General features: G+C 71.6%; 30 protein-coding genes. 16 read left to right on the forward strand and 14 right to left on the reverse strand.

Annotation, left to right across the window (positions count from 1 at the left end):
* Positions 1-274: 274 nt before the first annotated feature.
* From ACF08W_RS23700 to ACF08W_RS23720, 5 genes are all read left to right on the forward strand, one after another.
* Positions 275-1,552, forward strand: coding sequence for an outer membrane lipoprotein carrier protein LolA (locus tag ACF08W_RS23700; protein WP_392280443.1), 1,278 nt, complete (start codon positions 275-277; stop codon positions 1,550-1,552).
* 130 nt (positions 1,553-1,682) lie between these two features.
* A complete protein-coding gene (locus tag ACF08W_RS23705; RefSeq protein ID WP_352276034.1) occupies positions 1,683-2,648 on the forward strand; it encodes an ABC transporter ATP-binding protein in 966 nt (321 codons plus the stop codon).
* Positions 2,635-3,546 (forward strand): ABC transporter permease, encoded by a 912-nt coding sequence (locus tag ACF08W_RS23710; protein WP_392280444.1) that lies wholly within the window; start codon positions 2,635-2,637, stop codon positions 3,544-3,546. The genes ACF08W_RS23705 and ACF08W_RS23710 overlap by 14 nt, the downstream gene beginning before the upstream one ends.
* Positions 3,547-3,753: 207 nt before the next feature.
* Positions 3,754-4,347 (forward strand): TetR/AcrR family transcriptional regulator, encoded by a 594-nt coding sequence (locus ACF08W_RS23715; RefSeq protein ID WP_352276037.1) that lies wholly within the window; start codon positions 3,754-3,756, stop codon positions 4,345-4,347.
* 60 nt (positions 4,348-4,407) lie between these two features.
* Positions 4,408-4,854, forward strand: coding sequence for a hypothetical protein (locus ACF08W_RS23720; protein WP_392280445.1), 447 nt, complete (start codon positions 4,408-4,410; stop codon positions 4,852-4,854).
* Positions 4,855-4,947: 93 nt separating this feature from the next.
* On the opposite strand, the gene ACF08W_RS23725 is transcribed toward ACF08W_RS23720, so the two are convergent.
* Positions 4,948-5,754: an HAD family hydrolase gene (locus tag ACF08W_RS23725; RefSeq protein WP_385208016.1), complete on the reverse strand. Its 807-nt coding sequence runs from the start codon at positions 5,752-5,754 to the stop codon at positions 4,948-4,950.
* Between the two features lie 167 nt (positions 5,755-5,921).
* Between ACF08W_RS23725 and ACF08W_RS23730 the strand changes: the two genes are divergently transcribed.
* Both ACF08W_RS23730 and ACF08W_RS23735 read left to right on the forward strand, forming a co-directional pair.
* Positions 5,922-6,566 (forward strand): dihydrofolate reductase family protein, encoded by a 645-nt coding sequence (locus tag ACF08W_RS23730; RefSeq protein WP_385208019.1) that lies wholly within the window; start codon positions 5,922-5,924, stop codon positions 6,564-6,566.
* 91 nt (positions 6,567-6,657) lie between these two features.
* Positions 6,658-7,185, forward strand: coding sequence for a hypothetical protein (locus tag ACF08W_RS23735; RefSeq protein WP_385208022.1), 528 nt, complete (start codon positions 6,658-6,660; stop codon positions 7,183-7,185).
* Positions 7,186-7,269: 84 nt separating this feature from the next.
* On the opposite strand, the gene ACF08W_RS23740 is transcribed toward ACF08W_RS23735, so the two are convergent.
* From ACF08W_RS23740 to ACF08W_RS23755, 4 genes are all read right to left on the reverse strand, one after another.
* Positions 7,270-7,734, reverse strand: coding sequence for a pyridoxamine 5'-phosphate oxidase family protein (locus ACF08W_RS23740; protein WP_392280446.1), 465 nt, complete (start codon positions 7,732-7,734; stop codon positions 7,270-7,272).
* A gap of 147 nt (positions 7,735-7,881) precedes the next feature.
* Positions 7,882-8,352: an arsenate reductase ArsC gene (locus ACF08W_RS23745; protein ID WP_392280447.1), complete on the reverse strand. Its 471-nt coding sequence runs from the start codon at positions 8,350-8,352 to the stop codon at positions 7,882-7,884.
* Entirely contained in the window at positions 8,345-9,391 is a 1,047-nt protein-coding gene (gene arsB / locus ACF08W_RS23750; RefSeq protein ID WP_392280486.1) for an ACR3 family arsenite efflux transporter, read from the reverse strand. The genes ACF08W_RS23745 and arsB overlap by 8 nt, the downstream gene beginning before the upstream one ends.
* Positions 9,392-9,501: 110 nt before the next feature.
* Positions 9,502-9,891, reverse strand: coding sequence for an ArsR/SmtB family transcription factor (locus tag ACF08W_RS23755; RefSeq protein WP_392280448.1), 390 nt, complete (start codon positions 9,889-9,891; stop codon positions 9,502-9,504).
* A gap of 96 nt (positions 9,892-9,987) precedes the next feature.
* Here ACF08W_RS23755 and arsM point away from each other — a divergent pair, with 96 nt between their 5' ends.
* Both arsM and ACF08W_RS23765 read left to right on the forward strand, forming a co-directional pair.
* Positions 9,988-10,821 carry an arsenite methyltransferase gene (gene arsM / locus ACF08W_RS23760; protein ID WP_392280449.1) on the forward strand — a complete coding sequence of 278 codons (834 nt, stop codon included), beginning with the start codon at positions 9,988-9,990 and terminating at the stop codon, positions 10,819-10,821.
* A gap of 202 nt (positions 10,822-11,023) precedes the next feature.
* On the forward strand, positions 11,024-11,536 hold the full coding sequence (locus tag ACF08W_RS23765; protein WP_392280450.1) for a DinB family protein: 513 nt from the start codon (positions 11,024-11,026) through the stop codon (positions 11,534-11,536).
* Between the two features lie 56 nt (positions 11,537-11,592).
* On the opposite strand, the gene ACF08W_RS23770 is transcribed toward ACF08W_RS23765, so the two are convergent.
* From ACF08W_RS23770 to ACF08W_RS23785, 4 genes are all read right to left on the reverse strand, one after another.
* Positions 11,593-12,387: an NAD-dependent epimerase/dehydratase family protein gene (locus tag ACF08W_RS23770; RefSeq protein WP_392280451.1), complete on the reverse strand. Its 795-nt coding sequence runs from the start codon at positions 12,385-12,387 to the stop codon at positions 11,593-11,595.
* A 114-nt stretch (positions 12,388-12,501) separates the two neighbouring features.
* A complete protein-coding gene (locus tag ACF08W_RS23775; RefSeq protein ID WP_392280452.1) occupies positions 12,502-12,717 on the reverse strand; it encodes a DUF397 domain-containing protein in 216 nt (71 codons plus the stop codon).
* A 164-nt stretch (positions 12,718-12,881) separates the two neighbouring features.
* Positions 12,882-13,094: a DUF397 domain-containing protein gene (locus tag ACF08W_RS23780; protein ID WP_352276054.1), complete on the reverse strand. Its 213-nt coding sequence runs from the start codon at positions 13,092-13,094 to the stop codon at positions 12,882-12,884.
* Entirely contained in the window at positions 13,091-13,933 is an 843-nt protein-coding gene (locus ACF08W_RS23785; protein ID WP_392280453.1) for a Scr1 family TA system antitoxin-like transcriptional regulator, read from the reverse strand. Before ACF08W_RS23785 ends, ACF08W_RS23780 begins: the two co-directional genes overlap by 4 nt.
* Positions 13,934-14,103: 170 nt before the next feature.
* On the opposite strand from ACF08W_RS23785, the gene ACF08W_RS23790 reads away from it, so the two are divergent.
* The 6 genes from ACF08W_RS23790 to ACF08W_RS23815 all read left to right on the forward strand — a co-directional run bounded on the left by ACF08W_RS23790 (position 14,104) and on the right by ACF08W_RS23815 (position 18,448).
* On the forward strand, positions 14,104-14,319 hold the full coding sequence (locus ACF08W_RS23790; protein WP_392280487.1) for a hypothetical protein: 216 nt from the start codon (positions 14,104-14,106) through the stop codon (positions 14,317-14,319).
* Between the two features lie 44 nt (positions 14,320-14,363).
* Positions 14,364-14,723 (forward strand): hypothetical protein, encoded by a 360-nt coding sequence (locus ACF08W_RS23795; protein WP_385208056.1) that lies wholly within the window; start codon positions 14,364-14,366, stop codon positions 14,721-14,723.
* Between the two features lie 340 nt (positions 14,724-15,063).
* Positions 15,064-15,903: a hypothetical protein gene (locus ACF08W_RS23800; protein WP_392280454.1), complete on the forward strand. Its 840-nt coding sequence runs from the start codon at positions 15,064-15,066 to the stop codon at positions 15,901-15,903.
* Positions 15,863-17,359 (forward strand): B12-binding domain-containing radical SAM protein, encoded by a 1,497-nt coding sequence (locus ACF08W_RS23805; protein ID WP_392280455.1) that lies wholly within the window; start codon positions 15,863-15,865, stop codon positions 17,357-17,359. Before ACF08W_RS23800 ends, ACF08W_RS23805 begins: the two co-directional genes overlap by 41 nt.
* Complete coding sequence (gene tmk / locus ACF08W_RS23810; RefSeq protein ID WP_392280456.1) at positions 17,356-18,000, forward strand: dTMP kinase; 645 nt, start codon at positions 17,356-17,358, stop codon at positions 17,998-18,000. Before ACF08W_RS23805 ends, tmk begins: the two co-directional genes overlap by 4 nt.
* Positions 18,001-18,004: 4 nt before the next feature.
* On the forward strand, positions 18,005-18,448 hold the full coding sequence (locus ACF08W_RS23815) for an NUDIX domain-containing protein (RefSeq protein WP_392280457.1): 444 nt from the start codon (positions 18,005-18,007) through the stop codon (positions 18,446-18,448).
* 291 nt (positions 18,449-18,739) lie between these two features.
* Here ACF08W_RS23815 and ACF08W_RS23820 read toward each other — a convergent pair whose 3' ends face one another.
* The 4 genes from ACF08W_RS23820 to ACF08W_RS23835 all read right to left on the reverse strand — a co-directional run bounded on the left by ACF08W_RS23820 (position 18,740) and on the right by ACF08W_RS23835 (position 23,128).
* Positions 18,740-19,246 (reverse strand): hypothetical protein, encoded by a 507-nt coding sequence (locus ACF08W_RS23820; RefSeq protein ID WP_392280458.1) that lies wholly within the window; start codon positions 19,244-19,246, stop codon positions 18,740-18,742.
* Between the two features lie 144 nt (positions 19,247-19,390).
* Entirely contained in the window at positions 19,391-21,019 is a 1,629-nt protein-coding gene (locus ACF08W_RS23825; RefSeq protein WP_392280459.1) for an FAD-dependent monooxygenase, read from the reverse strand.
* Between the two features lie 79 nt (positions 21,020-21,098).
* Positions 21,099-22,148 (reverse strand): EamA family transporter RarD, encoded by a 1,050-nt coding sequence (gene rarD / locus ACF08W_RS23830; RefSeq protein ID WP_392280460.1) that lies wholly within the window; start codon positions 22,146-22,148, stop codon positions 21,099-21,101.
* Positions 22,149-22,267: 119 nt separating this feature from the next.
* A complete protein-coding gene (locus tag ACF08W_RS23835; protein ID WP_392280461.1) occupies positions 22,268-23,128 on the reverse strand; it encodes an SDR family oxidoreductase in 861 nt (286 codons plus the stop codon).
* Positions 23,129-23,242: 114 nt separating this feature from the next.
* Here ACF08W_RS23835 and ACF08W_RS23840 point away from each other — a divergent pair, with 114 nt between their 5' ends.
* Positions 23,243-23,632 carry a winged helix-turn-helix transcriptional regulator gene (locus tag ACF08W_RS23840; protein ID WP_392280462.1) on the forward strand — a complete coding sequence of 130 codons (390 nt, stop codon included), beginning with the start codon at positions 23,243-23,245 and terminating at the stop codon, positions 23,630-23,632.
* Positions 23,633-23,647: 15 nt separating this feature from the next.
* Here ACF08W_RS23840 and ACF08W_RS23845 read toward each other — a convergent pair whose 3' ends face one another.
* Entirely contained in the window at positions 23,648-25,603 is a 1,956-nt protein-coding gene (locus tag ACF08W_RS23845) for an APC family permease (RefSeq protein ID WP_392280463.1), read from the reverse strand.
* Positions 25,604-25,658: the final 55 nt, after the last annotated feature.

Below are 25,658 nucleotides of genomic sequence, written 5' to 3' on the forward strand. Positions count from 1 at the left end.
GGCACAGGCCCTGAGCCCCCGTCACCCCCTTGCGGGGCCCCTGCGGCCGGTGGGGTGTCAGGGACATCCCCGACGCGGTTCGCGGTACGGCGGGGCGCGGTGTCATCCCGTAGAGGTAGGCGGAGTTGCTTCCGCGGGCTGACGTTCCGGGGCCGCCGATTTGGTCAGATGGAGAACAACCACTCCTGACCGAACCGGGTGAGAATGGCGGCGCGGAGTGGGCACGGAACGGGCAACCGGACGGAAAGCCGCCGACCACGGAGGTAGGGCACAGATGGCACCGAACGACAGCGCAGCGACCGGCACCACGGCCGACGGCGGCGTCGGACGCCGCAAGGCGGCGCGCTACATCGTCCCGGTCGCGGTGGCCGGGGTGGCCGCCGCGACGATCGGGCTCGTCCCGGCGCTCGCGAGCTCCGGCGACCCCGAACTGCCGAAGATCGGCGCGCAGGAACTCATCGAGAAGATCGCCGCCTCGGACACGCAGCGGCTCTCCGGCACGATGCGGATCAGCACGGACCTCGGCATCCCCTCGCTCGGCGGCCTGGCCGGCGCCTTCACCGGCGGCGAGGACGGGCCGGGCGGCCGGGGCGGCGCGAGCGCCGACCCGAAGGACCGGATGACGGAGCTGGTGTCGGGCACGCACACGCTCCGGCTGGCCGCCGACGGCCCCGACAAGCAGCGGCTGTCCATCCTGGACGACGCCGCCGAGTACAGCCTGATCCGCAACGGCGACCAGGTCTGGGCGTACGACAGCAAGTCCGACACGGCCTACCACGCCACCGCGGACGAGGCGGGGAAGGACGCCGGGCACCGCGCCGGGAAGCGGTCCGTGCCCGAGGGCGTGCCCACCACCCCGCAGGCCCTGGCCGAGCAGGTGCTGGAGGCCGCCGGACCGACCACCTCGGTGACGGTCGACGGCACCGCGCGGGTCGCCGGGCGCGACGCGTACCGGCTGGTGGTCAAGCCGAAGCAGAGCGGCTCCACGATCGGCTCGGCCACCATCGCGGTCGACGCGGAGAACGGCGTACCGCTCAAGTTCACCCTGCTGCCGAGCTCGGGCGGCAAGGCGATCGTCGACGCCGGGTTCACCAAGGTGGACTTCGCGAAGCCGGACGCCTCCCTGTTCACCTTCACCCCGGCCAAGGGCACCGAGGTGACCGAGGCCCAGGAGGACGAGGACGGCGGGAAGGCCGGCCGGTCCGACGCGAAGGGGCTGGAGGGGCTGGAAGGCCTGGTCCCGGGCGCCGGGCAGCTCGGCGCGGGGGACCAGGGCGTGAAGGGGGCCCGGGTCATCGGCGAGGGCTGGAGCGCCGTCGCCGAGTTCAAGGTCCCGGGCGCCGCCGGGCTCCCCGACAAGGCGTCGCAGGAGGCCCCGGCCGAGGCCCGGCAGTTCCTGGACGCGCTGGGCGACAAGGTCAGCGGGAAGTTCGGCTCGGGCACCGTCTTCCAGACCCGCGTCGTCAACACGCTGATGACCGACGACGGCCGCGTCTACGTCGGCGCCGTCACCAAGGAGAAGCTGGTCGAGGTCGCGAACGGCGCCTCCTGACGGTACGGGCGCGGGCCCTTCCCCGCGCACCGCGTGCTCCGCACGCACCGTCGCACCACGCACCGCCCGGCCGCCCCGTCGTACGCTCCGTACGGCGGGGCGGTCCCGTCCGACCCCTGGGGGAGTACGTATGACACAGCCCGCGACGGCCGCCGCCCCCGGCCCCGTGATCGAGACCCGGGGCCTCACCAAGCGGTACCGGGGCGGCCAGCTCGCCGTCGACGGCCTGGACCTCACGGTCCCCGGCGGCAGCGTCTTCGGCTTCCTCGGCCCCAACGGCTCGGGCAAGACCACCACCATCCGGATGCTGATGGGCCTGATCACCCCGACCTCCGGCACCGCCCGGCTCCTCGGCCACCCGGTGCCCGACGCCGCCCGCACCGTGCTCCCGCAGGTCGGCACGTTGATCGAGGGCCCCGCCCCGTACGGCTTCCTCAGCGGCCGGGACAACCTCCTGCGGTACGACTCCGCCGACCCGACCGCCGATCCGCGCACCCGCCGGGCCCGGGTGGCCGAGGCCCTGGACCGGGTCGGCCTCGCCGCCGCGTCCGGGAAGAAGGCCAAGGCGTACTCGCTCGGCATGAAGCAGCGCCTCGGCCTCGCCGCCGCCCTGCTCCGCCCGCGCCGCCTGCTGGTCCTCGACGAACCGACCAACGGCCTGGACCCGCAGGGCATGCGGGAGATCCGCACCCTGGTCCGGGAGCTGGCGGCGGACGGCACCACGGTCTTCCTCTCCTCGCACCTCCTCGACGAGATCGAGCAGGTCTGCACGCACGCGGCGGTGATGGCCCGGGGCCGCCTCCTCACCCAGGGCCCGGTCGCCGAGCTGGCGGCGGGCGCCCGGGGCCGGCTGGCCGTCACCACCCCCGACCCGGGCGACGCCGCCCGCGTCCTGGGGGAGCTGGGCGTCACCGGGATCACCGTCGACGGCGACCGGGTCGACGCCGAGGCCCCGCCACCCGGCACCGAACTCGCCGACCTCAGCGCCGCCCTGGTCCACGCCGGCGTCCGCCTGCGGTCCTTCGGGATCGAACGGGCCTCGCTGGAGGACGCCTTCGTCGCACTCACCGGAGAGGGTTTCGATGTCGCAGGCTGAAACCGCCCCCGCCCCCGCCCCCGCCTCCGTTTCCGGGCGGGTGTCCCGCAACCCGCTGTGGACCTTCGGCATCCTCCGCTCCGAGCTGTCCCTGACCCTCCGCCGCTGGCGCACCCTGGCCCTGCTCGGGCTGCTGGCCGCGGTGCCCGTGCTGATCGGCATCGCGGTACGGATCGAGACCGGGCACGGCTCCTCGCCCGGCCCGGACGGGGGCGGCGACGCGGCGGGACCGGCCTTCCTCTCCCAGGTCACCAACAACGGCCTCTTCCTGGTCTTCGCGGCCCTCGCCGTCACCCTCCCGATCTTCCTGCCGATGGCCGTCGGGGTCGTCGCGGGCGACGCGGTCGCGGGCGAGGCCGCCGCCGGAACGCTGCGCTACCTGCTGGTCGCCCCGGCCGGCCGGACCCGGCTGCTGCTGACGAAGTACGCCTCGGTGCTGGTGTTCTGCCTGCTCGCGACCCTGGTCGTGGCGGTGTCGGCCCTGGCCGTGGGCCTGCTGCTCTTCCCGGCCGGTGACGTCACCACCATCTCGGGCACCCGGATCGGCTTCGGCGAGGGACTGCTGCGGGCCGGACTGATCGCGGTCGTCGTCGCGGCCTCGCTGATCGGCTTCGCCGCCGTCGGCCTCTTCGTCTCGACGCTCACCGGCAGCGGCGTCGCCGCCATGGCCGCCACCGTCGGCCTGCTGATCACCGTGCAGATCGTCGACGGCATCCCGCAGCTGAGCGCGGTCCACCCCTACCTCTTCCCGCACTACTGGATGTCGTACGCGGACCTGCTGCGCGCCCCCGTCTACTGGGACGAGGTGGTCAAGAACCTCGGGCTCCAGGGGCTGTACGCGGCGGTGTTCGGCTCGGCGGCCTGGGCCCGGTTCACGGCGAAGGACATCACCGCGTGAACGGCGGTGGCGGGCGGGGCACCTGCCCGTCGCACCGTCGGCCGGGCGAGCCGTCCCCCGATCGGCTCGTCGCGGCACGAACGGCACGAACGGTGCGGATCACCGGAACGACACGACACGGCACGTTCCGTTTCCGCCTCGATATTGTTCGACCTGTGACGACAGGCTGTCAACAAGGCCCTGTTCAAACACCCCTATGCTCACCGAATGATCACATCGCCGTTTTCAGAGCGCCGTAGCGAGCGATCACGGAGGGCCACGCTGACGGCGGCCCTCGAACTGTGCACGGAGAAGGGGTACGGCCGGGTCACCGTCGAGGCCATCGCGGCCCGGGCCGGTGTCAGCAAGAAGACGATCTACCGCTGGTGGCCGTCGAAGAGCGCGGTGCTCCTCGAAGCGTTCGCCGAGGGCCTGGTCGACACGATGACGTACCAGGACACCGGGGACGTCGTCGCCGATCTCCGGGCCACGCTGGAGAGCGCGTCCCGGCTGGTCTCCACCCCGCCGCTGGGCCCCGCGTTCGCCGGAATCCTCTCCGAGATGCACCACGACGAGGAACTCACCCGCACGGTACGCGGCAAGCTGCTCGACCCCCGCTTCGAAGAGGCGGTCGACCGGCTGCGACGGGCCCAGGAGCAGGGCCAGATACCGCCGGACGCCGATCTGCGGCTGGCGGTGGAGATGCTGATCGGGCCGCTGTACTTCCGCCATGTGCTGCGCAGACCGATGCAGGACGAGAAGGAGATCGCCGACCTGGTCGCGCATGTGCTCCGCTCGATCGGGGCGACACCCACCCCCTGAGCCGGGGCCCTGCACCACCGGACCGGACGGATTGTCAGACCCGCGTGCCAGCATGCGGGCATGGGGATCTTCTACGACTACTTCAGCGCGCCGGACGACGCGGCGGCGCTGGCCGCCTTCGAGCGCGGCATCGAGGAGTCCGGCCACCCGCTGCTCCCGGTCAAGGGGATCGAGCCGTACGTGCAGCTGGGCCAGGCCGAGAGCGGGCTGACCGGCACGCCGTACGAGGACGTCAGGTCGCTCCCGCGCTTCAACCGGCTCCTCAGCTCCCCGGAGGACGACTCCCGCTGGCTGGTCACGCTCACCGACGAGCTGCGCGACGCGCTCACGGCGGCGAGACCCGGCGGCTTCGCGGCGGTGGCCGAGACCTGGTCGGGGATCGAGGAGTTCGGGGGAGACGCCGAGCCCGAGGAACTGGCCGGCTTCCTGGACGATCTGGCGGAGCTGGCCGAGGAGGCACGGGCCCACCCCGAGCCGCACCGGCTCTACTGCGTCATGACGCTCTGACGGCCGGCGCGCCCCGTGTCGCCCCCCGAAGCCCGTGCCTTCGCCGTCCGGGCCCCCGTCGCCCGTTTCCTCGTCGCCCCTCGGGCCCGCCCGTCAGCCGTACAGCCGCTCCAGCACCTGCGCGACCCCGTCCCGGTCGTTCGACCCGGTCACCTCGTCCGCGGCGGCCCGCAGCTCCGGATGGGCGTCGGCCATGGCCACGCCGTGCCCGGCGGTGCGGAACAGCGGCAGGTCGTTGGGCATGTCCCCGAACGCGATCGAGGCCCCGGGGTCCACGCCGAGATACGCGGCGGCCAGCGCCAGCCCGGTGCCCTTGTCGACGCCGTACGGCTGGAGTTCGACCGTGCCGGGGCCGGAGAGGGTGACGGTGGCGAGTTCGCCGACGGTCGCGCGGGCCGCCGCGGCCAGCGCGTCGTCGGTGAGCCTCGGATGACGGACGAGCACCTTCAGTACGGGCGCGGACCACAACTCGGCCCGCTTCTCGATCCGTTGGGCCGGGAGCCTCGGGTGGGGCATCCGGAAGCCCGGCTCGATCAGGGTCCGCCCCTCGGTCCCTTCCTGGTCCACGGCGGCGAAGACCGGCCCCACCTGGGCCTCGATCTTGCCGAGCGCCGTCTCGGCCGCCTCCCGGTCCAGGGTGAGCGCGTGCAGGAGCCGCCCGGACCCGGCGTCGTACAGCTGGGCCCCCTGCCCGCACACGGCGGGCCCCCGGTAGCCGAGCCCGTCCAGGAGTCCGCGTATCGCGGGCACCGGCCGTCCCGTCACCACGATATGCCGGGCGCCCGCGCGCGCGGCCAGCGCGAGCGCCGCCCGGGTCCGGAGGCTCACGGTGTCGTCGCTGCGCAGCAGGGTGCCGTCCAGGTCGGTGGCGACGAGGGCGTACGCGGAAGGGCTGACCATGGCGATAAGCGTAGGAGACCGCTCCGGTTATCGGTCCTGGGGCGCGGGCCGCGCCCCAGGACCCGATGAGTTCTCCGGCTCGGAACAGTCCTCACCTGCACGGAAGATCCACAGTCCGAACCGGCGCGGCAGGCCTGCCGTACCGGACCACACATGGGAAGAGAGACATGGGACAGCTGCTGAAGGTCCAGAACTTCTGCGTGTCGAGCGACGGTTTCGGGGCGGGGGAGGGCCAGAGCCTGGAGACGCCCTTCGGGCACGCCGACCCCGGAGCCATGCTTTCCTGGGCCGGGGCCACCGCGAGCTGGCCGAACCGGACCGACCCCGGCGGCAGCCGGGGCCTCGACGACTACCTCACCCGGGACTTCCACCACAACATCGGCGCGGAGATCATGGGCCGCCGCAAGTTCGGCCCGCAGGTGGGCCCTTGGCAGAATCACGACTGGCTCGGCTGGTGGGGCGACACGCCCCCGTTCCACACCCCGGTGTTCGTGATGACGCACCACCCGCGCCCGTCGTTCACGCTCTCCGACACCACGTTCCACTTCGTCGACGACACACCGGCCGCGGTGCTCGAACGGGCGAAGGAGGCGGCGCGGGGCAAGGACGTGCGCCTGGGCGGCGGGGCCACCCTCATCCGGGCGTTCCTCGAAGCCGACCTGGTGGACACGTTGCACGTGGCGGTGGCGCCGGTGGAGCTGGGGGCCGGTTCGCGGCTCTGGGAGTCCCCGGACGAGCTGCGCGACCGCTTCCACCTGGACGTCGTCCCCAGCCCGAGCGGGGTGACGCACCACCTGTTCTGGCGGAAGTGACCCGGCGCACGCGCCGCCCCGCGCCCCGTTCCGCGTCCCCCGGATCGCGTACCGGGGCGTGACCCGGGCCGGAGGCGTTCGTTCCTCCGGCATGAAGACGATTCTGGCCGCCGCGGCGCTCGCCGTCCTGAGCCTCACCGCCACCGTGCCCACCCATGCGGCGACCCCCGCCGCCGCCCCGGCCCCGGCCGCCCCCGTCCCGGGCGTCTACGTGATCCACAACGTGGCCTCCGAGCCGGGGTCCGGCCTGGGCATCGGTCCGGTTCCGCTGATCTACCCGCCGATCGACGTCCCGCTGCGGTACTTCGGCGGCCGGCTCGTCGAGAAGTGGACGGTGAAGGAGGTCTCCCCCGACCGGTACACGATCAGCGCGGGCCCGGCCCAGTTCGGCCACTACGCCTTCGTCCCTCAGGAGGACGCGGTCTTCCTCTCGGCGACGAAGAAGCCCGGCGAGTGGACCATCGAGTCGGCGGGCAACCGCAGGTTCACCATCGGGCTCCCCGGCGCCGACCGGATCGCCACGCTGGACCGGGACGACGTCCCGCAGGTCAAGCTGGACCGGCGCAGCGGCTCGCCCACCCAGCTCTGGGAGTTCGACCGCGTCGACATCGACGACTGAGCCAGCGCTCCGACGCGCCGATGCTCCGACGCGCGAGGAAGGTGCCCGGCCGCCACTCCGGGGGCGGGGCGGCGGCCGGGCGCCCTACTCCACCCACACCCCGTCGCGCATGACGACCCGGCCGTGCAGCTCGGGCACGCCGCGCCAGGCGCGTACGGTCCGGGGCGCGACACGCACGTACAGGTGGGAAGCCTCCTCCGTCCGCGGGTCCCAGCCGAACTTCGCGGTGTACGCGTCCGCCACCTCCCCCGGCACCTCCCGGTCCGAGAAGCACTCCGCCTCGCCCTGGAGGAGCACCACGTCCATGGTGTCCTGGAGCGCCAGCCGTACGCGGGGCTCCACCCGGACGTTCCGCGCGGTCGCGGAGGCGGCGGTGGTGCACATCCAGACAGCCTGACCGTCCCACAGGAACCACAGGGGCACCTGATGCGGCCCGTGCTCGGGGTGCGCCGTCGACACCCAGATGTCGCGTTCACCGCCGAGCCGCTCCAGCGTGTCGCGCCTGCGTTCTTCCATCCGGCGCCGGACGTTCCCGGTGGTCGTCTCCATGAGCGCCGACCCTAGAGGCCGGGCCCCGCGGCGCGCATGGGGCGCGGGCCCTACTCCCCGCGACCGACCCCCGGCCTCCACCTCGACGGACCGGGCGGCCTTCGTCCGGGGCCGCACGCTGATCCACCAGGGATTGCGGGACAGCCCTCAGGACGATTCTTCGGCCTGGGCGGCGCGGACGGCCGGTTCCCCGCCGCCGGCCGGTACGAGTTCGGCGATCAGCTCCTCCACCAGGGCCCTGATCCGGTCCCGGACGGCGCGGACGGTGTCGATGCCCTGGCCTGCCGGGTCGTCGAGCACCCAGTCCAGGTAGCGCTTGCCCGGGAGGACGGGGCAGGTGTCCCCGCAGCCCATCGTGACGACGGCGTCGGCGGCGCGGACGGCGTCGGTGGTCAGGACCTTGGGCACTTCGGCGGAGATGTCGACCCCGGCCTCGGCCATGGCGGCGACGGCGACCGGGTTGACGGCCCCGGCCGGTGCGGAGCCGGCGGAGCGGACCTCGATCCGGTCCCCGGCGAGGTGGCTGAGCCAGGCCGCGGCCATCTGTGAACGGCCCGCGTTGTGGACGCAGACGAACAGCACCGAGGGCTTCCGCCCGGCGCCGGGGGCCTCAGTCACGTACGGTCCCTTCGGGGGTGCCGGCCGGGAAGAACCGGCGGGCGGCGAGCGCGACATGGACCAGCCCGATGAGGACCGGCACTTCGATGAGCGGGCCGACCACTCCGGCGAGCGCCTGGCCCGACGAGGCGCCGAAGGTGGCGATGGCGACCGCGATGGCCAGCTCGAAGTTGTTGCCCGCCGCGGTGAACGCGAGGGTCGTGGCACGCGGGTGGTCCAGGCCGACCAGGCGCCCCAGCGCCATGGAACCCGTCCACATGACCGCGAAGTACACCAGCAGCGGCAGCGCGATCCGGGCCACGTCGAGCGGCCGGGAGGTGATGGCGTCGCCCTGGAGCGCGAAGAGCACCACGATGGTGAACAGCAGCCCGTACAGGGCGAACGGCCCGATCCGGGGGATCAGCTTCGACTCGTACCAGGTGCGGCCCCGGGCCCGTTCGCCCAGGCGTCGGGTGAGGAACCCGGCGAGCAGCGGGATGCCGAGGAAGATCAGTACGGAGCGGGCGATCTCCCACACCGACACGTCCAGCACGGTCTGCTCCAGCCCGAGCCATCCCGGCAGGACGGACAGGTAGAACCAGCCGAGACCCGCGAAGGCGAGGACCTGGAAGACGCTGTTGAGCGCGACCAGCACGGCGGCGGCCTCCCGGTCCCCGCACGCCAGGTCGTTCCAGATGATGACCATGGCGATGCAGCGGGCGAGGCCCACGATGATCAGCCCGGTCCGGTACTCGGGCAGGTCCGGCAGGAGGAGCCAGGCCAGCGCGAACATCAGCGCCGGGCCGACGATCCAGTTCAGCAGCAGCGAGGGCAGCAGCAGGCGCCGGTCGCGGGTGACGGTGCCCACCCGGTCGTAGCGGACCTTCGCGAGCACCGGATACATCATCACCAGCAGGCCGAGCGCGATCGGCAGCGAGACGCCCGTGACGGTCACCTTCGCGAGCGCGTCACCCAGCCCCGGCACCAGCCGTCCCAGGCCGAGTCCGGCCCCCATCGCCACCAGGATCCACACGGCGAGGAACCGGTCGACGAACGACAGCCGCCCCGCGACCCGACCCGCCCCGGGCTCCGAAGCCGACGCCGACGCCGATGCCGAAGCCGAGGCCGACTCCGATGCCGACGCGGATGCGGATGCGGTCTCCGTCCCGGTCACGAGGCGTCCGCCACGGTCTCGTCCGGCCGGGCCAGTACGGCGGCGAGCCGGTCGGTGGTCTCGGGGACGAGCCGGTAGTAGACCCAGGTGCCCCGCCGCTCGGAGGCGATCAGCCCGGCCTGCTTCAGCAGCTTCAGGTGGTGGGAGACGGTCGGCTGCGACAGCTCGAACGCCGGGGTCAGGTCGCAGACGCAGATCTCGCCGCCGGCCCGCGAGGCGATCATCGACAGCAGCCGCAGCCGGACCGGGTCGCCGAGTGCCTTGAACACCTTCGCCAGCTCGGTGGCCCGGTCCTCGTCCATGGGTGCGGTCAGCAGCGTCGGGCAGCAGCCCTCGGAGCCCGTTCCCTCGTCCTGGCCGAGCACGACCAGCTCTTGATTCGACATCCTTCTATGTTGACGAACTTCGATCCAGAGCACAAGCTTGCATCGATGAACGTCAATGCAGAGCATGTGTCCCGTGCGACGAACCGAGGAGCGGCCATGACCGACCCCACCGAACTCCGTGAGACCGTCCGCCGCCGTTACGCGGCCTCCGCGCTCCAGGTCACCGAGGGTGCCGGGGGCGCCGAGGGTTCGGAGGGCGTCGGCGCGGGCTGTTGCGGCGTCGAGCCGGTGGAGGTCGACGAGAACTTCGGCTCGGCCCTGTACGCCGACGACGAGCGCGGCGCGCTGCCCACCGAGGCCGTCGCCGCCTCCCTCGGCTGCGGCAACCCCACCGCCGTCGCCGATCTCCGCGAGGGCGAACGGGTCCTCGACCTCGGGTCCGGCGGCGGTATCGACGTCCTGCTGTCCGCCCGCCGCGTCGGCCCCACCGGCAAGGCGTACGGGCTCGACATGACCGAGGAGATGCTGGCGCTGGCCCTCGCCAACGCGGCGCGGGCGGGCGCGCGGAACGTCGAATTCCTCAAGGGCACGATCGAGGCCGTCCCGCTTCCGGCGGCCACGATCGACGTCGTCATCTCCAACTGCGTGATCAATCTGTCCACCGACAAGCCGGCCGTGTTCGCCGAGATGCTTCGCGTTCTGCGGCCGGGCGGCCGGATCGGGATCTCCGACGTCGTCGCCGACGATGCCCTCACCCCCGCCCAGCGGGCCGAGCGCGGCGACTATGTGGGCTGCATCGCCGGGGCCCTCTCGTTCGCCGAGTGCCGGTCCGGTCTGGCGGCCGCCGGGTTCACGGACATCGAGATCGTGCCCACCCACACGGTGGCCGACGGCATGCACGCGGCGATCGTCCGCGCCGTCAAGCCGTCCACGGCGCCCACCCCCGCCCCGGCGGCGGCCGCATCCGGGGCCGGGGGCTGCTGCGGCTGAGGCGTGTGCCGGGAATGTCGCGTCGGCGAGCGGCCGTGCTCGCCGGCGCGACGGACGGAGGGGAAAGCCCCCATGACGGAGACCTGCGTCGGGGGGCTCGGAAGAGAATGTGACGATCGACCGGTGAAGGGTCACATCTTCCTTCCAGGGGGGTGCAGGTCCTGCCCGCGGGCGGGGTTCGGGCACTGGCGATAATCGACCGATGAGCGCCATCGACCGACCCATGCCGCCCCTGAACGCCGACGAGCGCACGACGCTCGAAGGCTGGCTCGACTTCCACCGCACCACCCTGGCCATGAAGTGCGAGGGACTGGACGACGAGCAGGCCGCCACGGCCTCCGTACCACCGTCCGATTTCACGCTGACCGGCCTGGTCCAGCACATGGCGGAGGTCGAACGGAACTGGTTCCGCCGCGTCTTCGCCGGTGAGCAGGCCCCGCCCATCCACGACCCGCAGGCCGACCCGGACGGCCCCGACGGAGGCTTCGACGTGGCCGCCGACGCCACCCTGGGCGCCGCCCTCGCCACCTGGCACGCGGAGATCGCCCACGCCCGCGAGCACTGCGCCGGGCGCCCACTGACCGACACGGGCCGCTTCATGGGGCAGGAGGTCAGCCTCCGCTGGATCTACGTCCACATGATCGAGGAGTACGCCCGCCACAACGGCCACGCCGACCTGGTCCGCGAACGCGTCGACGGCGCCACCGGCGTGTAGCCGCCCCGGGCCGACGTCCCTTCGGTGCGGAGGAGAACCACCGCGTTCAGCCGGCTTCACACATGCCGAAGCGTGTACTCCGCATCGGCATAGGCGCCGCCCTGCAGGCTGCTCGCCGCGTCCCCGCCCGGTGGGAGACCCGGCGCATACGCTTCCGCGTCGTCCATGGGCACGTATCCCAAGGCCGCTCCGGCTTCGATGTCCCAGAACCGGCGGGCATTGGCGGAAACGGCATAGACGGTCTCGAAGTGGACGTCGCGGGCGAGGAGGGCCGCACGAATGAAACCGAGGCAGTCGCGGGGGCTCAGCCACGTCGCCAGGTGACGATGCTCGGTTGGTACGTCCTCGAAGCTTCCGATGCGCAGACACACCACGGACAGGCCGAACTTGTCCGCATACAGGCGCCCCAGGGCCTCGACCGCGACCTTGCTCACCCCGTAGAGACCATCCGGTCGTGGAGGCATCTCGGCAGTCACTGTCTGCGACGCCGGATAGAAGCCGGTGAGACGGTTGCTGCTGGCGAGCAGCACCCGCCCGACCCCTTGCCGCCGTGCCCCCTCCAGCACGTTGTGCGTCCCCAGAACGTTGCCGTCCAGCAGGTCCGGCAAGGGCGCTTCATCCGGGACCCCGCCCAGATGCACCACCGCGTCGGCCCCCGCCAAGGCCGCCGTCACCGCCTCGGCGTCACGCAGGTCGAACTGCCGCACCTCCTCGGCCGCGTCCTGCACGGCGAGACCAACACGATCGACAAGCACCAGGCGCTCGACGTCACCGCGCAAGCCGACCCGCACCGCCGACCCAACTCGCCCGGCCGCACCGGTGATTACCACAGTCCCCAGACTTGTTCCCATACGGCCACTCTGCCGCACTCCACCGTCAGCCCGGCCACGAAAACCCGCATCGGCCTGTCCGCCCCGATCTGCTGGGCTTTGTGGCGACCGCTGAATCCGAGAGCCCGCCAGTACCTAGGCCGGGCTCCCGCCGAAGTCTCCGCTCTTGACGCCTGTGACGAAGGTGGTGAAGGGGGTGGGGGTGGTGCGGAGTACGGGTCCGTGCGGGTTCTTGGAGTCGCGTACGGAAACGATGCCGTGCGGGGCGGCGAGGTTGGTGGCGACCTCGATGCAGGAGCCGCCACCGCCGCTGTAGGAGGAAGTGAACCAGAGGGGAGCCTTGACCGTCATGGGAACCCTTTCGTGACTGTCCGGGGTGCGAACGCGAAAGCCGTGCCGCGTTCCAGGTGCCCTTCGGGCCGAGGGGGCAAACCGGCGGGAGCGGAGAGTGCGAAGGCCCCACCGTGCGCTGCACGGTGGGGCCTTGCGGATGAGAAGTGCGGGACGGCCGTTGGTCAGGCGGCTCCGAACTCTCCGCTCTTGACGCCTGCGACGAAGGTCGCGAAGGCGGTGGAAGAGGCGTGCAGCACGGGGCCACCCGGGTTCTTGGAGTCGCGTACGGGGACGACGCCGGTGGTGGGCACCTGGGCCGGGGCCCACTCGACGCAGGTCCCGCCGTTGCCGCTGTAAGAGGACTTGATCCAGAGGGGGGAGGGGGAATCAGTCATCGGGGGGTGCCCTTTCGTGCCTCGTCGAACATGGCCACGGAGGCCGCCTGGGAGTGCGCCTCGGCTTGAAGCTGATGGTAGTACCTCACCAACGGCAGCACAGACGTCAATTCCCTGTCCAAGTACCCGTTGGTTTCGGACTCCACGTAGGACATCACCGAGCGGTCGGGCATGGTCAGCAGGTTCACCTGTCGGCCGAACGGGCGGCGCTCGCCCATGGTGAAGGGGGCCACCTGGATCATGGTGTTGGGTCGTTCGGCGAACTCGATCAGATGGGCCATCTGGCGCTCCATGACAGCGGGGCTGCCGATCACGCGGCGGATGCAGCTCTCGTCCAGCACCACGATCAGGATCGGCGGGTTGCGCCGCGTCAGAATGGACTGTCGGTCCATCAGTGCCTCGACCCGCTCGGCGGCCTGGTCCGGAGTGATGGTGCCCCGTCGCACGTTGCCCTCTTCCAGGACCGTTGCGTACTCCGGCGTCTGGAGCAACCCCGGCACCACGCCGATGTCGAACAATCGGATCTCAGCCGCGCGGTTCTCCTGGCTCAGGTACTCCGGGAAGCCCTCCAGCAGGCTGCCGTTCCGCAGCTCTGTCCACGCGCGTTCGAACGATTCGGCGGTACTGGTGAATCCGAAGACAGTATCCATGCTCCGCGAGAACGGGAGCGTTGGCGGTTTGCGGCCAGTTTCCACCGCAGAGATGTGCCTGCCCGAGTACCCTCCCAGGCCAGCGAGTTCATCCTGCGTCCAGCCGCGCGACTCGCGCGAACTGCGTAAGCGGGCCCCATAAGCGGCCCTCGGGCTTGCTTCCGGGTTCAACGGCTTGATGTTGACCAACGTGCCCTCCCTTTCCGGAACGTTGAAGACGGCCCGACTCTAGGCCACTCTGAAGCCTCTTGGTAGTGGGACAACTACGGAGCGGAGTTGACGTGTGCGAGAACGCGGGTGTTCCGAACGGTCAGGGGCCCTCGGAGGGGCGCTCGGAGGGGCCTTCGGGTGAGCCCGAAGTGCCGCCTCCTGGGGCGTTGTTCCGGGATGAGGGGCGTGGGGGTCGGGTGGGGGAGTTCCGTGGGGTGGCGGGGCCGTACTGGTCGTTGCGGCCGGTGGGGGGTGGGGTGGAGTGGGAGGCGGAGCCGGGGTGGGTGCGGGCGTTGACTCCGGCGGAGCGGTTGAGTGTGGAGAACGCGTTGCGGAATCTGCGGAGCAGCAGGGGTGGCGTGTGAACAGGGCGAAGGGGCTGCCGGGTTACCGGTGTGAGGTGTTGGCGGTGGAGTTCTTCGGGGGTACCGGGCGGATGGCGCGGTATGTGCTGGGGAGGTTCGAGACGATCTCGCCGGTGTTGGCGGTGCGGTGGCTGGGGGGTCAGGCGTTGTGGATCGCGGACCGGCTGGACAGCGATCCCGAGGACGGTCCGCGTCTGGACCTGGAGGGAAAGGCGTGGGTGCAGCACCTGCGTCCGCACCGGCCGGCCGGTGCCCCGCCGAATCGCCCGGCCGAGCTGCGTGAGTGGTACGCGGACCGCAAGGGTCAGCGCGAGGCGCAGGCCCACCTCAGGGGAGGCAGCCCGCTCCTCGTCGTCGTCCCGGACACCGACATGACGTACACCCTCTCCGCCCACCCGAGATGAGCAACCGTTGCGCCGACCGCGTCGGTCGTGCCGCGCGCAGAAGCCGAACCCGGTGTCATCGATGCCGGCTTGGTCGGCGCGCGGATGGCGGATGTGCCGAGCGATGGTGCGGGCCAGAAGGGGCGCGTGAATCCAGTCATTCCCCCGAGAACACGTTGAACGGCAAGCAGGCGGCTGTACTTCGGCCTGATTCGGCGATGAGATGCCCATCCGAAGCTACGTTGTTTCGGGAGCGGAGAGATCGCCGAGCGGATTCTTCTTCCCGTGCGGTACCTCGAAGCGTGTGCGTGCACCACCGCCCTTTTGTCTAACTCCATGCATCGAGACCGGAATTGAGTTCATGAGCGCGAAGATCATCACCGAACATCCCGGATGGCAGAACACGGCCGACGGTCATCGGGCCCGTCTTGTTGAGCACGCCGGAACCACGTGGCTCGCCCTCTGGGATGGCTCGGACGGATGTCTCTCCTTCTCGCCCATCGAAGGGGACGGTGACGGCGAGCAGCCGTGCCCATCCCTCACGTCTTCGGTTGAGCTGCCCACTTTCGAAGGGGCCGGTCCGCTGCTCGCCGAGTTGGTGGGCATGGATACGGTCGTCCGCCTCGACAACCCCTCGTTGTGGGACGCGATCGCGACGGCGATCCTCCGCCAGGTGGTGAGTGCGAAGCAGGCCCTGCGGAAACACCGGGCGTTCTATGGCGCGTACGGACAGACGGTCTCCACCATGGCCGGCGACTTCGCACGTGTGCCGACTGCCGAGACGGTCCTCGGTCTCTCCGACGAGGAGTTCGCGTCCGCTGGGACGAAGTTCAACCGAGTGGCCCTGCGTGCCGCCGCCGAGGCGTACCTCGAACGGGGTGAGCACTGGTCCACGCTCGACCCCGAGAGCCTGGTCAAAGAGCTCGTCGAAGTGCCTCGTATCGGCCCGTGGACGGCGGGCGCGGCCGCAGCCGACTTCACCGGCGACTTCTCGATCTATCCGCACGGTGATCTCGCCGTACGGACATGGGCCCGGAAGGCGGCCCCCAGTCTCGAATTTCCGCGAGGGGAGACGGAATTCGAGGCCATGTGGCGCCGGTGGGCGCCTTCTCGCCCTCAACTGCATGCCCTGACTCTGTTCACTCTCACGTGGGGGAGCAATGACCTTAACGACCGCAGAGGACACCCGCGCGACCACTGATCTGATCGCCGGTGCCGAGTCGAGCCGGGCGCTCGACGCCCTGTTCGTGAACGCGCCACTCCGTGACTACGCCCTGCGTCCCAGGACCAACGACTACACGTTGCCCGTCCTGGGCATGGCATACATCGCCACGTACGCCCAGCAGGCCGGTTTCAATGTGGGTGTGCTGGATGCCGAGGCACATGGGCTCGGAGTCGACGCGACGGCGCGACTGGTCAACAGCGTCGGGCCCCGGTGGGTGGGGATGAACCTGCTCGCCCCCACCTACGAGATGTCGGCCCGCATCGCCGCCGGGCTCGATCCCGGCATCGCGCTCATGGTCGGCGGGCACCACGCCCGTGCGATGCCCGCCCGTATTCTCGACGACCCCCGCATGGCCAACCTGCGGGCCCTGGTCGTCGGTGAGGGCGAGTCCCGGGTCGCCGCGCTCCTGGCCGATGACCGGCGGCGCACCGAACTTCCCGGAGTGATGTGGCGGGACCGTCTGCTCGGCACGCATGCCGTCGGTATCGCGCGTGAGAAGGCGGCCGACTGGCTCAGCCCGGACATCGACGCCCTGCCGCTCGTGAACCGCGAATTCCTGCCCCAGGACCCGTATCTCGCGGACGACGGCCGGATCGAGGCGAACATCGTCGGGTCACGCGGGTGCCCGTACGATTGCGGGTTCTGCGGCGCCGCCGTCTCGGCCAACCCCGACGTCAGGATCCGGCCCCGATCGCCCGAGAGGATCGTCGGCGAGCTCGATCACCTGCACGAAACCTACGGGGCGACTGCGTACCGATTCGTCGACGACCTGTTCCTCGGCGCCAAACGTGTGATCATCCCGCAGATGGAGGCGTTCACCCGGCACCGGATCGGTGACCGGTACGTGTGGGACGCCACGGGGCGGATCAACGTGTTCGACCGGCTCGACGACGACATGCTCGACACGCTCAAGGCGAACGGGCTGCGCGAGGTTGCCCTCGGGATCGAGTCGGGGAGCGACCGGGTTCTCGCCGGTATGGACAAGCGGATCACCGCAGGGATGACCGAGCAGGTCACTGCCCGCCTGCTTATGCGTGGCATCGGCGTGAAGGGATATTTCATCCTGGGGTATCCGGGGGAGGACCAGGGAGACCTCGACGCCACGGTGCAGCACATCCACAACCTGTGGGGCATGGCGGACCGGTATGGCGCGGGACGCTTCCGGGCAAGTGTTTTCGAGTTCCGCCCCTACCCCGGCACGCCCGTCTGGGCGGCGCTCACTGATGCGGGACACGCCCCCGACACCCTGCTCGCGTATTCCGATGTCGACCTGACCGACGACGGCGCGCACGAGGGCATGAGGCAGCGCGACGAGTTCAATTTCTCGGTCGGTGTCCAGTTCGGAGCCGTACCTCTCCGCAGGTTGCGAAAGACACTCGCCGAACTGACGCGCGAGCAGCACGAGCGGAACCGCCTCGGGCACACCGTATGAGCAGGCGCCCCGGCACATTCATCAGCGTGGACGGGCCGAGCGGCGTCGGGAAGTCGACCACGGTCGCCGAACTCGGCCGCGTGCTCTTCGGACGTGGCGTTCCTGTCCACACGACGACCGAACCCTCGACGAGCGAACTCGGTGAGTTCACCCGGTCCAGGGCGAACCACATCCACGGGCGTGCCCTGGCCTGTCTCGTCGCGGCCAACCGGTACGAGCACATCGAGGTCGAGCTCGACCCCCTTCTCACCTCCGGCCGGACCGTCGTCTGTGACCGCTACCTCGCATCGAGTCTCGTCCTTCAGCGGCTCGACGGCGTTCCCGAGCCGTTCGTGCTCGCCCTGAACCGGCACATTCCACTGCCCGACCTCGCGGTGATCCTCACGGCCGAACCCGGACACATCTCGGCTCGCCTCGCCGAGCGCGGGAGACGCCACCGTTTCCATGACGATCCGATGGGGCCACGTCGCGAGCTCGACCTCTACCGAGAGGCGGCACAGACCTTGAGGGGCCTCGGCGTCGAGGTGTTCTTGGTCGACTCGACGGACTCCACCCCTGCGGACGTGGCGACGCGAATCGCCGACGCTCTGCCCGCGGCCAGGAGTAGCGTCGGGAAACCCGAACCCCACGACCCCCGGTGAGTACATGAACGCGACACCCGCGACCCCCGTGATCGATACGCACGTGATTCTGCGCGACGGCGACAAGGTGCTGTTGTCACAGCGCGGAGGACCGTACGGCTACGGGCGGTGGCACGCTCCGTCGGGGAAACTGGACGCCGGTGAACCGCTCACCGCCGGCGCCGCCCGCGAGTTGCGCGAGGAGACCGGGGTCGAGGTCGATCCCCGGCACCTTCGGCTGGTGCACGTCGTGCACCACAAGCAGAGCCCCGAAATCGAACGGGTCGGCCTGTTCTTCGAGGCCACCAGGTGGCAGGGCGAACCGGTCAACCGCGAGCCCGAGAAATGCCTCGACCTGCGGTGGTGGTCCGTGTACGACCTGCCCGAGGACATTATCGAATACCCCCAGGCCGGCCTGCTCGGCTACATCGAGGGTGGTGATCCGCTCACGGAGCACGGTTGGCCGTAGACCGCCTCCGGCCCCGTCTCCGCCTGCTCACGGACTTCCTCGCCCGACGCGAGGTCGATCCCGGGAAGTACTCACGGGTGGACTCATCCGGCCCAGCGGGAAGTGGCTGTGCGGGCCGTCGCGGGAGGCCCGTACTTCGGACCGAAGACGTCGTCAGCCCGCTCCGCCACTGTTGAGTCGCTGAACCCGGGTGATCGCGCGGCACGTCTCTCGTCGCGGGTCGGGGAAAAGCGCCGGATGCCGGGGCGGACGGAGATTCCCTCGGGGTCAGTGCCCCGGAAACGCCGCGGGCTACTTGCGGCGCAGTGCGTCGCGTACGGCCGTGGGGCCCGTGCCTCCCGGGGAGGGGAGGTTGACCGCCTGGTCGACGAGCCATGCGCCCGCCTTGCCGGGGACGAGTCGCAGCGCGGTGTGCGCGACCCGGCCCGGTCCGTCGTCGACGGTCACCCGAAGTCCGGTCCCCGCCGGGTGGTCGCCGAACGCCTCGACGTCGAATGCCGTGCCGGTGCTCATCCGGGCGTCCCGGTGATCGCCGATCCCGGGCGTTCCGATGATCTGGACGCATTCGTCGAGCGTTTTCGCGTCTATCCGGCGCCGCAGGCGTTCGGTCATGCCCTCGCAGACCGCCCTCCAGTCCCGGTGCAGCGAGGCACGCTGGTAGGCCCGCGCCGCTTCGACCGCGGCCGCCGTGGACGCGGTCGTCTCGGCGCCGTCGCCACTACTGCCGCCGCAACCGGTCAGCGGCAGCACCGCCGCTGCCACCAGCAGTCCGGCGGCGCGTCTGGATCCAGCAGCCATGTCCTGTCCCCCAACTCTTCGACCTTGGAAGGAGGATTACAGCACGAGGCTCGATACGTCGGATTCCGGTTGGTACCCGTTGGCGCCCGGCCGGTCATCGGCGCGGAGCCGCAGGCGGTGCACCCCCTCCGACGCGCCGCTTGCTCAGCGCGGTGCGGGGGTGCTGGTCGCGCGGGTGAGATAGGCGGTGACCGTGTCGGGTTCGGTGGCCGGGGCGATCAGGGCCACGTGGTTGTCCGGGCGGATCAGGACGAGCGTTCCGGTCGGCGCGGGCGGGGTGAGGCCGTAGGCGGTGCGGGCGTGGCCGGCGTCGTCGACGAGGCAGCGTGCACCGTCCGTCTCCGCGCCGGCCGTTCCCGCGTCCGCGCCGGACCCGTCCCCGTACGGGCCCGCGTCCACGCCGTACGCGCGTACGGCCGGGCCGTACGCCGCCTCCGTCGCCCGGAGCGCCTCGGCCGTGTCGGGGCCGAAGCCCAGCAGGGTGAAGTGCGGGCCCGCGAAAGCGTCGAACAGGCGGATCGGCGCGCCGGTCGCGGCGGAGCGACAGGGGGCGTCCGGGGCCCGGTCGCCCGGCCGCAGCCGGGGTGTGGAACCCGGGCCCGCCAGCGACGACCACGGGTAGCCGACGCCCAGGCCGGTCGTGTCGCCGGAGACCGCCGTGTCCAGGCCGCCGCCCGGTCGGCGGATCGCCTCCAGGGTCGCCCGGAGCCGGTCCGCCGTCACGTCCAGGGTCCAGGCGGCCACCGGCAGCCGCTCCTCCTCGTACGTGTCCAACAGGCGCGGGTCCGCCGAACCGGCGGCGACCCGCGCGAGCTTCCAGCCCAGGTTGAACGCGTCCTGGATGCCCGTGTTCATGCCCAGTCCGCCCGCGATGGAGTGGACGTGCGCGGCGTCCCCGGCGAGCAGGACGCGGCCCACCCGGTAACGGTCCACCATCCGCTCGTTGACCCGGTACGTGGACAGCAGCGTGGCCCCGGTCAGGCGGTCGGCCGGGAGGCGGGTGTGCTTGGCGAACAGCCGCCGGAAACTCTCCAGGGAGGGCGGTACGGGCGCACCCGCCGCGTCCCGCTCCGGGCCCGCCTGGAACCACCAGCCCGCCCGCGTGCCCGGGATCGGGCACAGCATCACGGCACCGTCCTCGTCGAACCACTGGTGCCAGAGGGACCGGTCCAGGCCCTCCACCTCCACGTCCCCGCAGACCATCGACTGCTCCGGCGCGGTCTTCCCCTCGAACGGGACCCCGAGCAGCTTGCGCACCCGGCTGTGGGCGCCGTCGCAGCCCACCACGTACCGGGCGTCGATGCTCCGGCCGTCCGCCAGCGCGACCGTCACCAGGTCGTCCGCCTCCGTCAGCCCGACCGCCTCCGCCCCCAGCTCCACCCGCACGCCGAACTCCGCGAGGCGCTCCCGGAGGATCTCCTCCAGTTGCCACTGGGCGATCAGCCGGCCATGGGCGTACGGGGCATCGGGCGTCGGGCGCAGCGACGCGGCCGGATCGGCGTCGGCGACCGGCACCCCGTCCCGGTACTTCCGCATCGGCAACGGTGCCGAACCCGCCGCCAGCACCCGGTCGGCGACCCCCAGGTCCGCCAACACCTCCAGGGACCGGGGATTCGGGCCCTTCGCCCGGGAACTGCGCGGGAACCCGGGCGAGCGGTCGATGATCCGCACGCCCACCGAGCGGCGGGCCAGATCGCAGGCCAGGGTCAGGCCGGTCGGACCCGAACCGACGATCAGTACGGGGACGGGTGACGAAGGTAGGGCGGCAGGCATGCGGGCTCCTCGGTCGCGGTTCCGTGGACGACCAGAGAACCGCAACCGAGTTAAAAATGCAACCGGGTAACGTTATGGGTCAGGGGTGGGGGGAAGGGCTCGGCTCCCCGGCCGCCGGGAGGGGAGCCGGGGCGGAGGGGATGTGCGGGGGCGCGACCTTCCCGGCTGCCGCCTCCCCGGCCGCTGCTTCCCGGGCCACTGCCTCTCGGGCCACTGCCTCCCGCGCCGCGCGCGCCCGCACCCGGTTCCGTCGCGCCGTACGGAACGCGTCCCAGGTCAGCACGGTCAGTGCCAGCCACACCAGGCCGAACCCGGCCCACCGCGCCGGCGGCATCGCCTCGTGGAAGTAGACGACGCCGAGGACGAACTGGAAGACCGGCGCCAGATACTGCAACAGCCCCAGGGTGGAGAGCGGCACCCGGATCGCCGCCGCCCCGAACAGGATGAGCGGAACGGCCGTGACGAGCCCCGCCGACGCCAGCAGCGCCGCGTGGCCGAGCCCCTCGGAGGCGAAGGACGACTCGCCCCGGGCGCCCAGCCACAGCAGATAGCCGAGCGCCGGCAGGAACATCACGGCGGTCTCGGCGGTGAGCGACTCCAGGCCGCCCATGTTGACCTTCTTCTTCATCAGGCCGTAGGTCGCGAAGGAGAACGCCAGGGTCAGCGAGATCCACGGGGGACGCCCGTAGCCGATCGCCAGCACCAGCACCGCCGCGAACCCCGTGCCGACCGCCACCCACTGCACGGGGCGCAGCCGCTCCCCGAGGAAGAGGACGCCCATGGCGATGGTGACCAGCGGGTTGATGAAGTAGCCGAGCGACGCCTCCACCACGTGCCCGTTGTTCACCGACCAGATGTACAGGCCCCAGTTGACGGTGATGGTGACGGCGGCCACCGCGAGGAGGCCGAGCTTGCCCGGCTGCCGCACCAGCTCGCCGATCCACGACCAGCGGCGCAGTGCCAGCAGCGCGAGGAGGACGAAGCCGAGCGACCAGGTCATGCGGTGGGCGAGGATCTCGATCGATCCGGCGGGCTTCAGCAGCGGCCAGAAGAGCGGGACGAGCCCCCACATGGCGTAGGCGCTGAAGCCGGACAGGAGACCCGCCCGCTGTTCGTCGATCCCCTTCACGGGCCCTCCAGGCGTATCTGTTCCACCGCACGAAGGTAGCGCCGGGAAGGGCCCGGTGTCATACCCGTATCGGGATACGGTCATGACACGCGAGGTCCCTGGGGGTGAGGGAACGGGTGTTACGCGCGGGCCACCGCGGCGGCCACCGTGTCGGCGAGCGGGGTCGTCGGGCGGCCGATCAGCCGGGCCAGATCGCCGCTGGTGAGGGCGAGCCGGCCGCGCGCGATCGCCTCGTCCACGTCGACGAGGATCGACGCGAAGAACTCCGGGACCCCGGCGCCGGTCAGGATCTCCTGGTGCACCGCGGCCGGGACGTTCCGGTACGCGATCTCCCGGCCGGTGGCGGCGGAGACGACCGCCGCGTACTCGGCGAGCGACCAGGCGACGTCGCCGCTCAGCTCGTAGGCCGCGCCGAGGTGGCCCTCGCCGGTCAGCACGGCGGCGGCCGCGGCGGCGAAGTCGGCCCGGGTGGCGGAGGCGATCCGCCCGTCACCGGCGTTGGCGACGACGGCGCCGTGGGCCAGGACCTGGCCCAGGTTGGCCGTGTAGTTCTCGGTGTACCAGCCGTTGCGCAGGAAGGTGTACGGCAGACCGGAGTCGAGGATCAGCCGCTCGGTGGCCCTGTGCTCGTCGGCCAGCCGGAAGTCGGCCTCGGGGCCGCCCAGGACACCGGTGTACGCGAACTGGGCCACGCCCGCCGCCACGGCCGCGTCGATCACCGCAGCGTGCTGCGGCACCCGCTTGCCGACCGCGCTGCCGGAGATCAGCAGCACCCGGTCGCCGGCCCGGAAGGCGCCCTTGAGCGACTCCGGGCGGTCGTAGTCCGCGACCCGGACCTCCACGCCCCGGGCGGCCAGCGGCGCCGCCTTCTCCTCGTCCCGGACGACGGCGACGACCTCGCCCGCGTCCACGGTGGTCAGCAGCTCCTCGACGACCAGACGGCCGAGTTCTCCGGTGGCTCCGGCGACGACGATGCTCATGGGTGGTTCCTCCTGGGGGTACGCGGTCCGGGGCTCGATCCACCGGCCCGCACGGCTCACCGTAGGGGGTGTACTCACTATTCGAAAGTACCCACTTGTAGGTAAGGTACTGGTATGAATGTAAGTGGAATGGACCCGCGCCCCGATGTGAACCGGCCGCTGTGTCCCTCCCGGCCGGTGCTCGAACACGTCACCAGCCGGTGGGGCGTCCTGGTCCTGGCCGCCCTGCTGGAGCGCTCGTACCGCTTCAGTGAGCTGCGCCGCGAGGTGGGCGGGGTCAGCGAGAAGATGCTGGCCCAGACCCTCCAGACGCTGGAGCGGGACGGCTTCGTGCACCGGGACGCCAAGCCGGTGATCCCGCCCCGGGTCGACTACGCGCTCACCGCCCTGGGCCGGGAGGCCGCCGAGCAGGTGTGGGCACTGGCCCGCTGGGCCGAGCGCAGCGTGGACGCGGTGCGGGTGGCGCGCGAGGAGTACGACGAACGCAAGGCGCGGGCCTCGTAGCGGCGCCCGCCCCGCTCAGTCCGGGTCCGGGGTGCGCCCCTCCTCCAGGGCCCGCAGCGCCCGGGACACGTCGAACGGCAGGATCGTCACCGCCACGTGCGGCAGCGGGGCCAGCGCCTTGGCCATCTGCTCGCCGGTGCCCCGGTGCAGCAGCTTGCCGAGCACGTTGGAGTAGGTCCGGCGCGGCACCAGGACCGTCAGCGCGGTGTGGCCGTCCTCGGTGGTGCGGGCCGCCAGCTCCCGCATCGCGTGGCGCAGCCGCCGGTCCGGGCACGCCACCAGGTCCAGGGGCACGGAGGTGGCGGCGGTCGCCTCCCAGCGGGCGGCCAGCCGCCGGGCGTGCGGCTCGTCGATCGCGAAGTGCACGGCCCGGATCCCGTCCGGGCGCAGCTCATGGGCGTACCGCAGCGCCTTCAGCGTCGCCAGGTCCAGCGTCTCGACCAGCACGAGGACCAGGTGGCGCCGGTCGCGGGGGCGGTCGGCGCCCGGCGCCTGGATGCTCCGGAGCGCGGCGGCCTCGCGGCGGTACTCGCGGTTGATCCGGATCAGCCCCCACACGCCGAGCGGGAAGACCACCACGACCAGCCAGGCCCCCTCGGTGAACTTGGTGACCGCGAAGATCAGCACCACGGCGGCCGAGATCGCCGCGGCCAGCGCGTTCACCCCGATCTTGAGCCTGCGGTGCGGTTCGCGGCGCCGCAGGTGGTACGCGGTGAGCCCGGCCCCGGCCATGGTGAACGCGGTGAACACGCCGATCGCGTACAGCGCCACCAGCCGGTCCACGCTCGCCCCGGTGGCCAGCAGCAGGGCCAGCGAGACCACGGCCAGCGAGATGATGCCGTTGGAGAACGCGAGCCGGTGACCGCGCCGGGTCAGCACCCTCGGCAGGAACCGGTCCTGGGCCACGAAGCTGGCGAGGAACGGGAACCCGGTGAACGGGGTGTTGGCGCCGGTGTAGAGGACCAGCGCCGTCGCCAGCTGCACGAAGACCAGCCCGGCCGTGCCGAGCGGGCCGTCACCGAAGGCGAAGTGCGCCTCCTGCGCGATGACCGTCGGGGTGCCGTCGGCGTACGGGACGGCGTGGGTGAAGTGGGCCAGCGTGGAGACGCCGAGGACCAGCGTGCCGAGGATGCAGCTCATCGTGATCAGGGTGCGGCGGGCGTTGCGGCCCTGCGGCTCGCGGAAGGCGGAGATGCCGTTGGAGATCGCTTCGAGGCCGGTCAGGGACGAGCCGCCGTTGGCGAAGGAACGCAGCACGATGAAGAGCGAGGCGCCGTAGAGCCAGCCGTCCCCCGGGGTGCCCAGTGGCACGACACCGGGGGCGTGCAGATCGGCGTGCGGCAGCTCCCCGGTGAGCCCGCGCACCGCGGCGGCGACGAGCACCAGCCCGACCGCCGCCATGAACAGATAGGCCGGCAGCGCGAACGTCCGCCCCGCCTCCCGGATCCCGCGCAGGTTCCCGTACGCGAGCAGCACGATCACCCCGACGGAGACGGGGAGCTGGAGGTGGTCGAGGCCGGTGAAGCCGTTCCCGGCCAGATGGGCCAGCGAGATCAGCGCGTTGGTGCCGGCCGAGACCTGCACGGCGACGGTGACGATGTAGTCGACGAGCAGGGCGACGGCGGCGATCTGCGCGACGTCCGGCCCGAAGTTCTCCCGCGCGACGACGTACGAACCGCCCGCCCGGGTGTAGATCATGACGACATCGCTGTAACAGAGCGTCAGGAGCAGCAGCACCAGCAGGATCGCGCCGGTCACCGGCATCAGCAGGGTGAACGCCGCCGTGCCGATCACGGGCACCAGGACCCGCAGCATCTCCTCGGAGCCGTACGCGGACGAACTGATGCAGTCGGAGGCGAGCACCCCGAGCGCCGTCCGGTTGTCCAGCTTCTCCTGACTGATGCGCTCGGTGGTCAGCGGCCTGCCGAGCAGACGCCGTTTGATGCGGTACGCGGGACGGTCCAGGGTCATGGCCACATCGTGCGCGGCGACCGGCCGCCGTCCCGGGACGCCGACGCCGGACGGG

Origin of the sequence: Streptomyces sp. NPDC015144 (assembly GCF_043079735.1) — a bacterium.
Lineage (GTDB): Bacteria > Actinomycetota > Actinomycetes > Streptomycetales > Streptomycetaceae > Streptomyces.

What these genes read in the sequence shown, in the direction of transcription:
- ACF08W_RS23805 (WP_392280455.1), top strand. Translation starts at nt 15,863, where the DNA reads ATGACCTTAACGACCGCAGAGGACACCCGCGCGACCACTGATCTGATC.
- ACF08W_RS23735 (WP_385208022.1), top strand. Translation starts at nt 6,658, where the DNA reads ATGAAGACGATTCTGGCCGCCGCGGCGCTCGCCGTCCTGAGCCTCACC.
- arsM (WP_392280449.1), top strand. Translation starts at nt 9,988, where the DNA reads ATGACCGACCCCACCGAACTCCGTGAGACCGTCCGCCGCCGTTACGCG.
- tmk (WP_392280456.1), top strand. Translation starts at nt 17,356, where the DNA reads ATGAGCAGGCGCCCCGGCACATTCATCAGCGTGGACGGGCCGAGCGGC.
- ACF08W_RS23710 (WP_392280444.1), top strand. Translation starts at nt 2,635, where the DNA reads ATGTCGCAGGCTGAAACCGCCCCCGCCCCCGCCCCCGCCTCCGTTTCC.
- ACF08W_RS23705 (WP_352276034.1), top strand. Translation starts at nt 1,683, where the DNA reads ATGACACAGCCCGCGACGGCCGCCGCCCCCGGCCCCGTGATCGAGACC.
- ACF08W_RS23755 (WP_392280448.1), bottom strand. Translation starts at nt 9,891, where the DNA reads ATGTCGAATCAAGAGCTGGTCGTGCTCGGCCAGGACGAGGGAACGGGC.
- ACF08W_RS23770 (WP_392280451.1), bottom strand. Translation starts at nt 12,387, where the DNA reads ATGGGAACAAGTCTGGGGACTGTGGTAATCACCGGTGCGGCCGGGCGA.
- ACF08W_RS23720 (WP_392280445.1), top strand. Translation starts at nt 4,408, where the DNA reads ATGGGGATCTTCTACGACTACTTCAGCGCGCCGGACGACGCGGCGGCG.
- ACF08W_RS23825 (WP_392280459.1), bottom strand. Translation starts at nt 21,019, where the DNA reads ATGCCTGCCGCCCTACCTTCGTCACCCGTCCCCGTACTGATCGTCGGT.
- ACF08W_RS23775 (WP_392280452.1), bottom strand. Translation starts at nt 12,717, where the DNA reads ATGACGGTCAAGGCTCCCCTCTGGTTCACTTCCTCCTACAGCGGCGGT.
- ACF08W_RS23700 (WP_392280443.1), top strand. Translation starts at nt 275, where the DNA reads ATGGCACCGAACGACAGCGCAGCGACCGGCACCACGGCCGACGGCGGC.
- ACF08W_RS23740 (WP_392280446.1), bottom strand. Translation starts at nt 7,734, where the DNA reads ATGGAGACGACCACCGGGAACGTCCGGCGCCGGATGGAAGAACGCAGG.
- ACF08W_RS23840 (WP_392280462.1), top strand. Translation starts at nt 23,243, where the DNA reads ATGAATGTAAGTGGAATGGACCCGCGCCCCGATGTGAACCGGCCGCTG.
- ACF08W_RS23780 (WP_352276054.1), bottom strand. Translation starts at nt 13,094, where the DNA reads ATGACTGATTCCCCCTCCCCCCTCTGGATCAAGTCCTCTTACAGCGGC.
- ACF08W_RS23820 (WP_392280458.1), bottom strand. Translation starts at nt 19,246, where the DNA reads ATGGCTGCTGGATCCAGACGCGCCGCCGGACTGCTGGTGGCAGCGGCG.
- ACF08W_RS23730 (WP_385208019.1), top strand. Translation starts at nt 5,922, where the DNA reads ATGGGACAGCTGCTGAAGGTCCAGAACTTCTGCGTGTCGAGCGACGGT.
- ACF08W_RS23835 (WP_392280461.1), bottom strand. Translation starts at nt 23,128, where the DNA reads ATGAGCATCGTCGTCGCCGGAGCCACCGGAGAACTCGGCCGTCTGGTC.
- ACF08W_RS23765 (WP_392280450.1), top strand. Translation starts at nt 11,024, where the DNA reads ATGAGCGCCATCGACCGACCCATGCCGCCCCTGAACGCCGACGAGCGC.
- ACF08W_RS23715 (WP_352276037.1), top strand. Translation starts at nt 3,754, where the DNA reads ATGATCACATCGCCGTTTTCAGAGCGCCGTAGCGAGCGATCACGGAGG.
- ACF08W_RS23725 (WP_385208016.1), bottom strand. Translation starts at nt 5,754, where the DNA reads ATGGTCAGCCCTTCCGCGTACGCCCTCGTCGCCACCGACCTGGACGGC.
- ACF08W_RS23815 (WP_392280457.1), top strand. Translation starts at nt 18,005, where the DNA reads ATGAACGCGACACCCGCGACCCCCGTGATCGATACGCACGTGATTCTG.
- ACF08W_RS23845 (WP_392280463.1), bottom strand. Translation starts at nt 25,603, where the DNA reads ATGACCCTGGACCGTCCCGCGTACCGCATCAAACGGCGTCTGCTCGGC.
- ACF08W_RS23800 (WP_392280454.1), top strand. Translation starts at nt 15,064, where the DNA reads ATGAGCGCGAAGATCATCACCGAACATCCCGGATGGCAGAACACGGCC.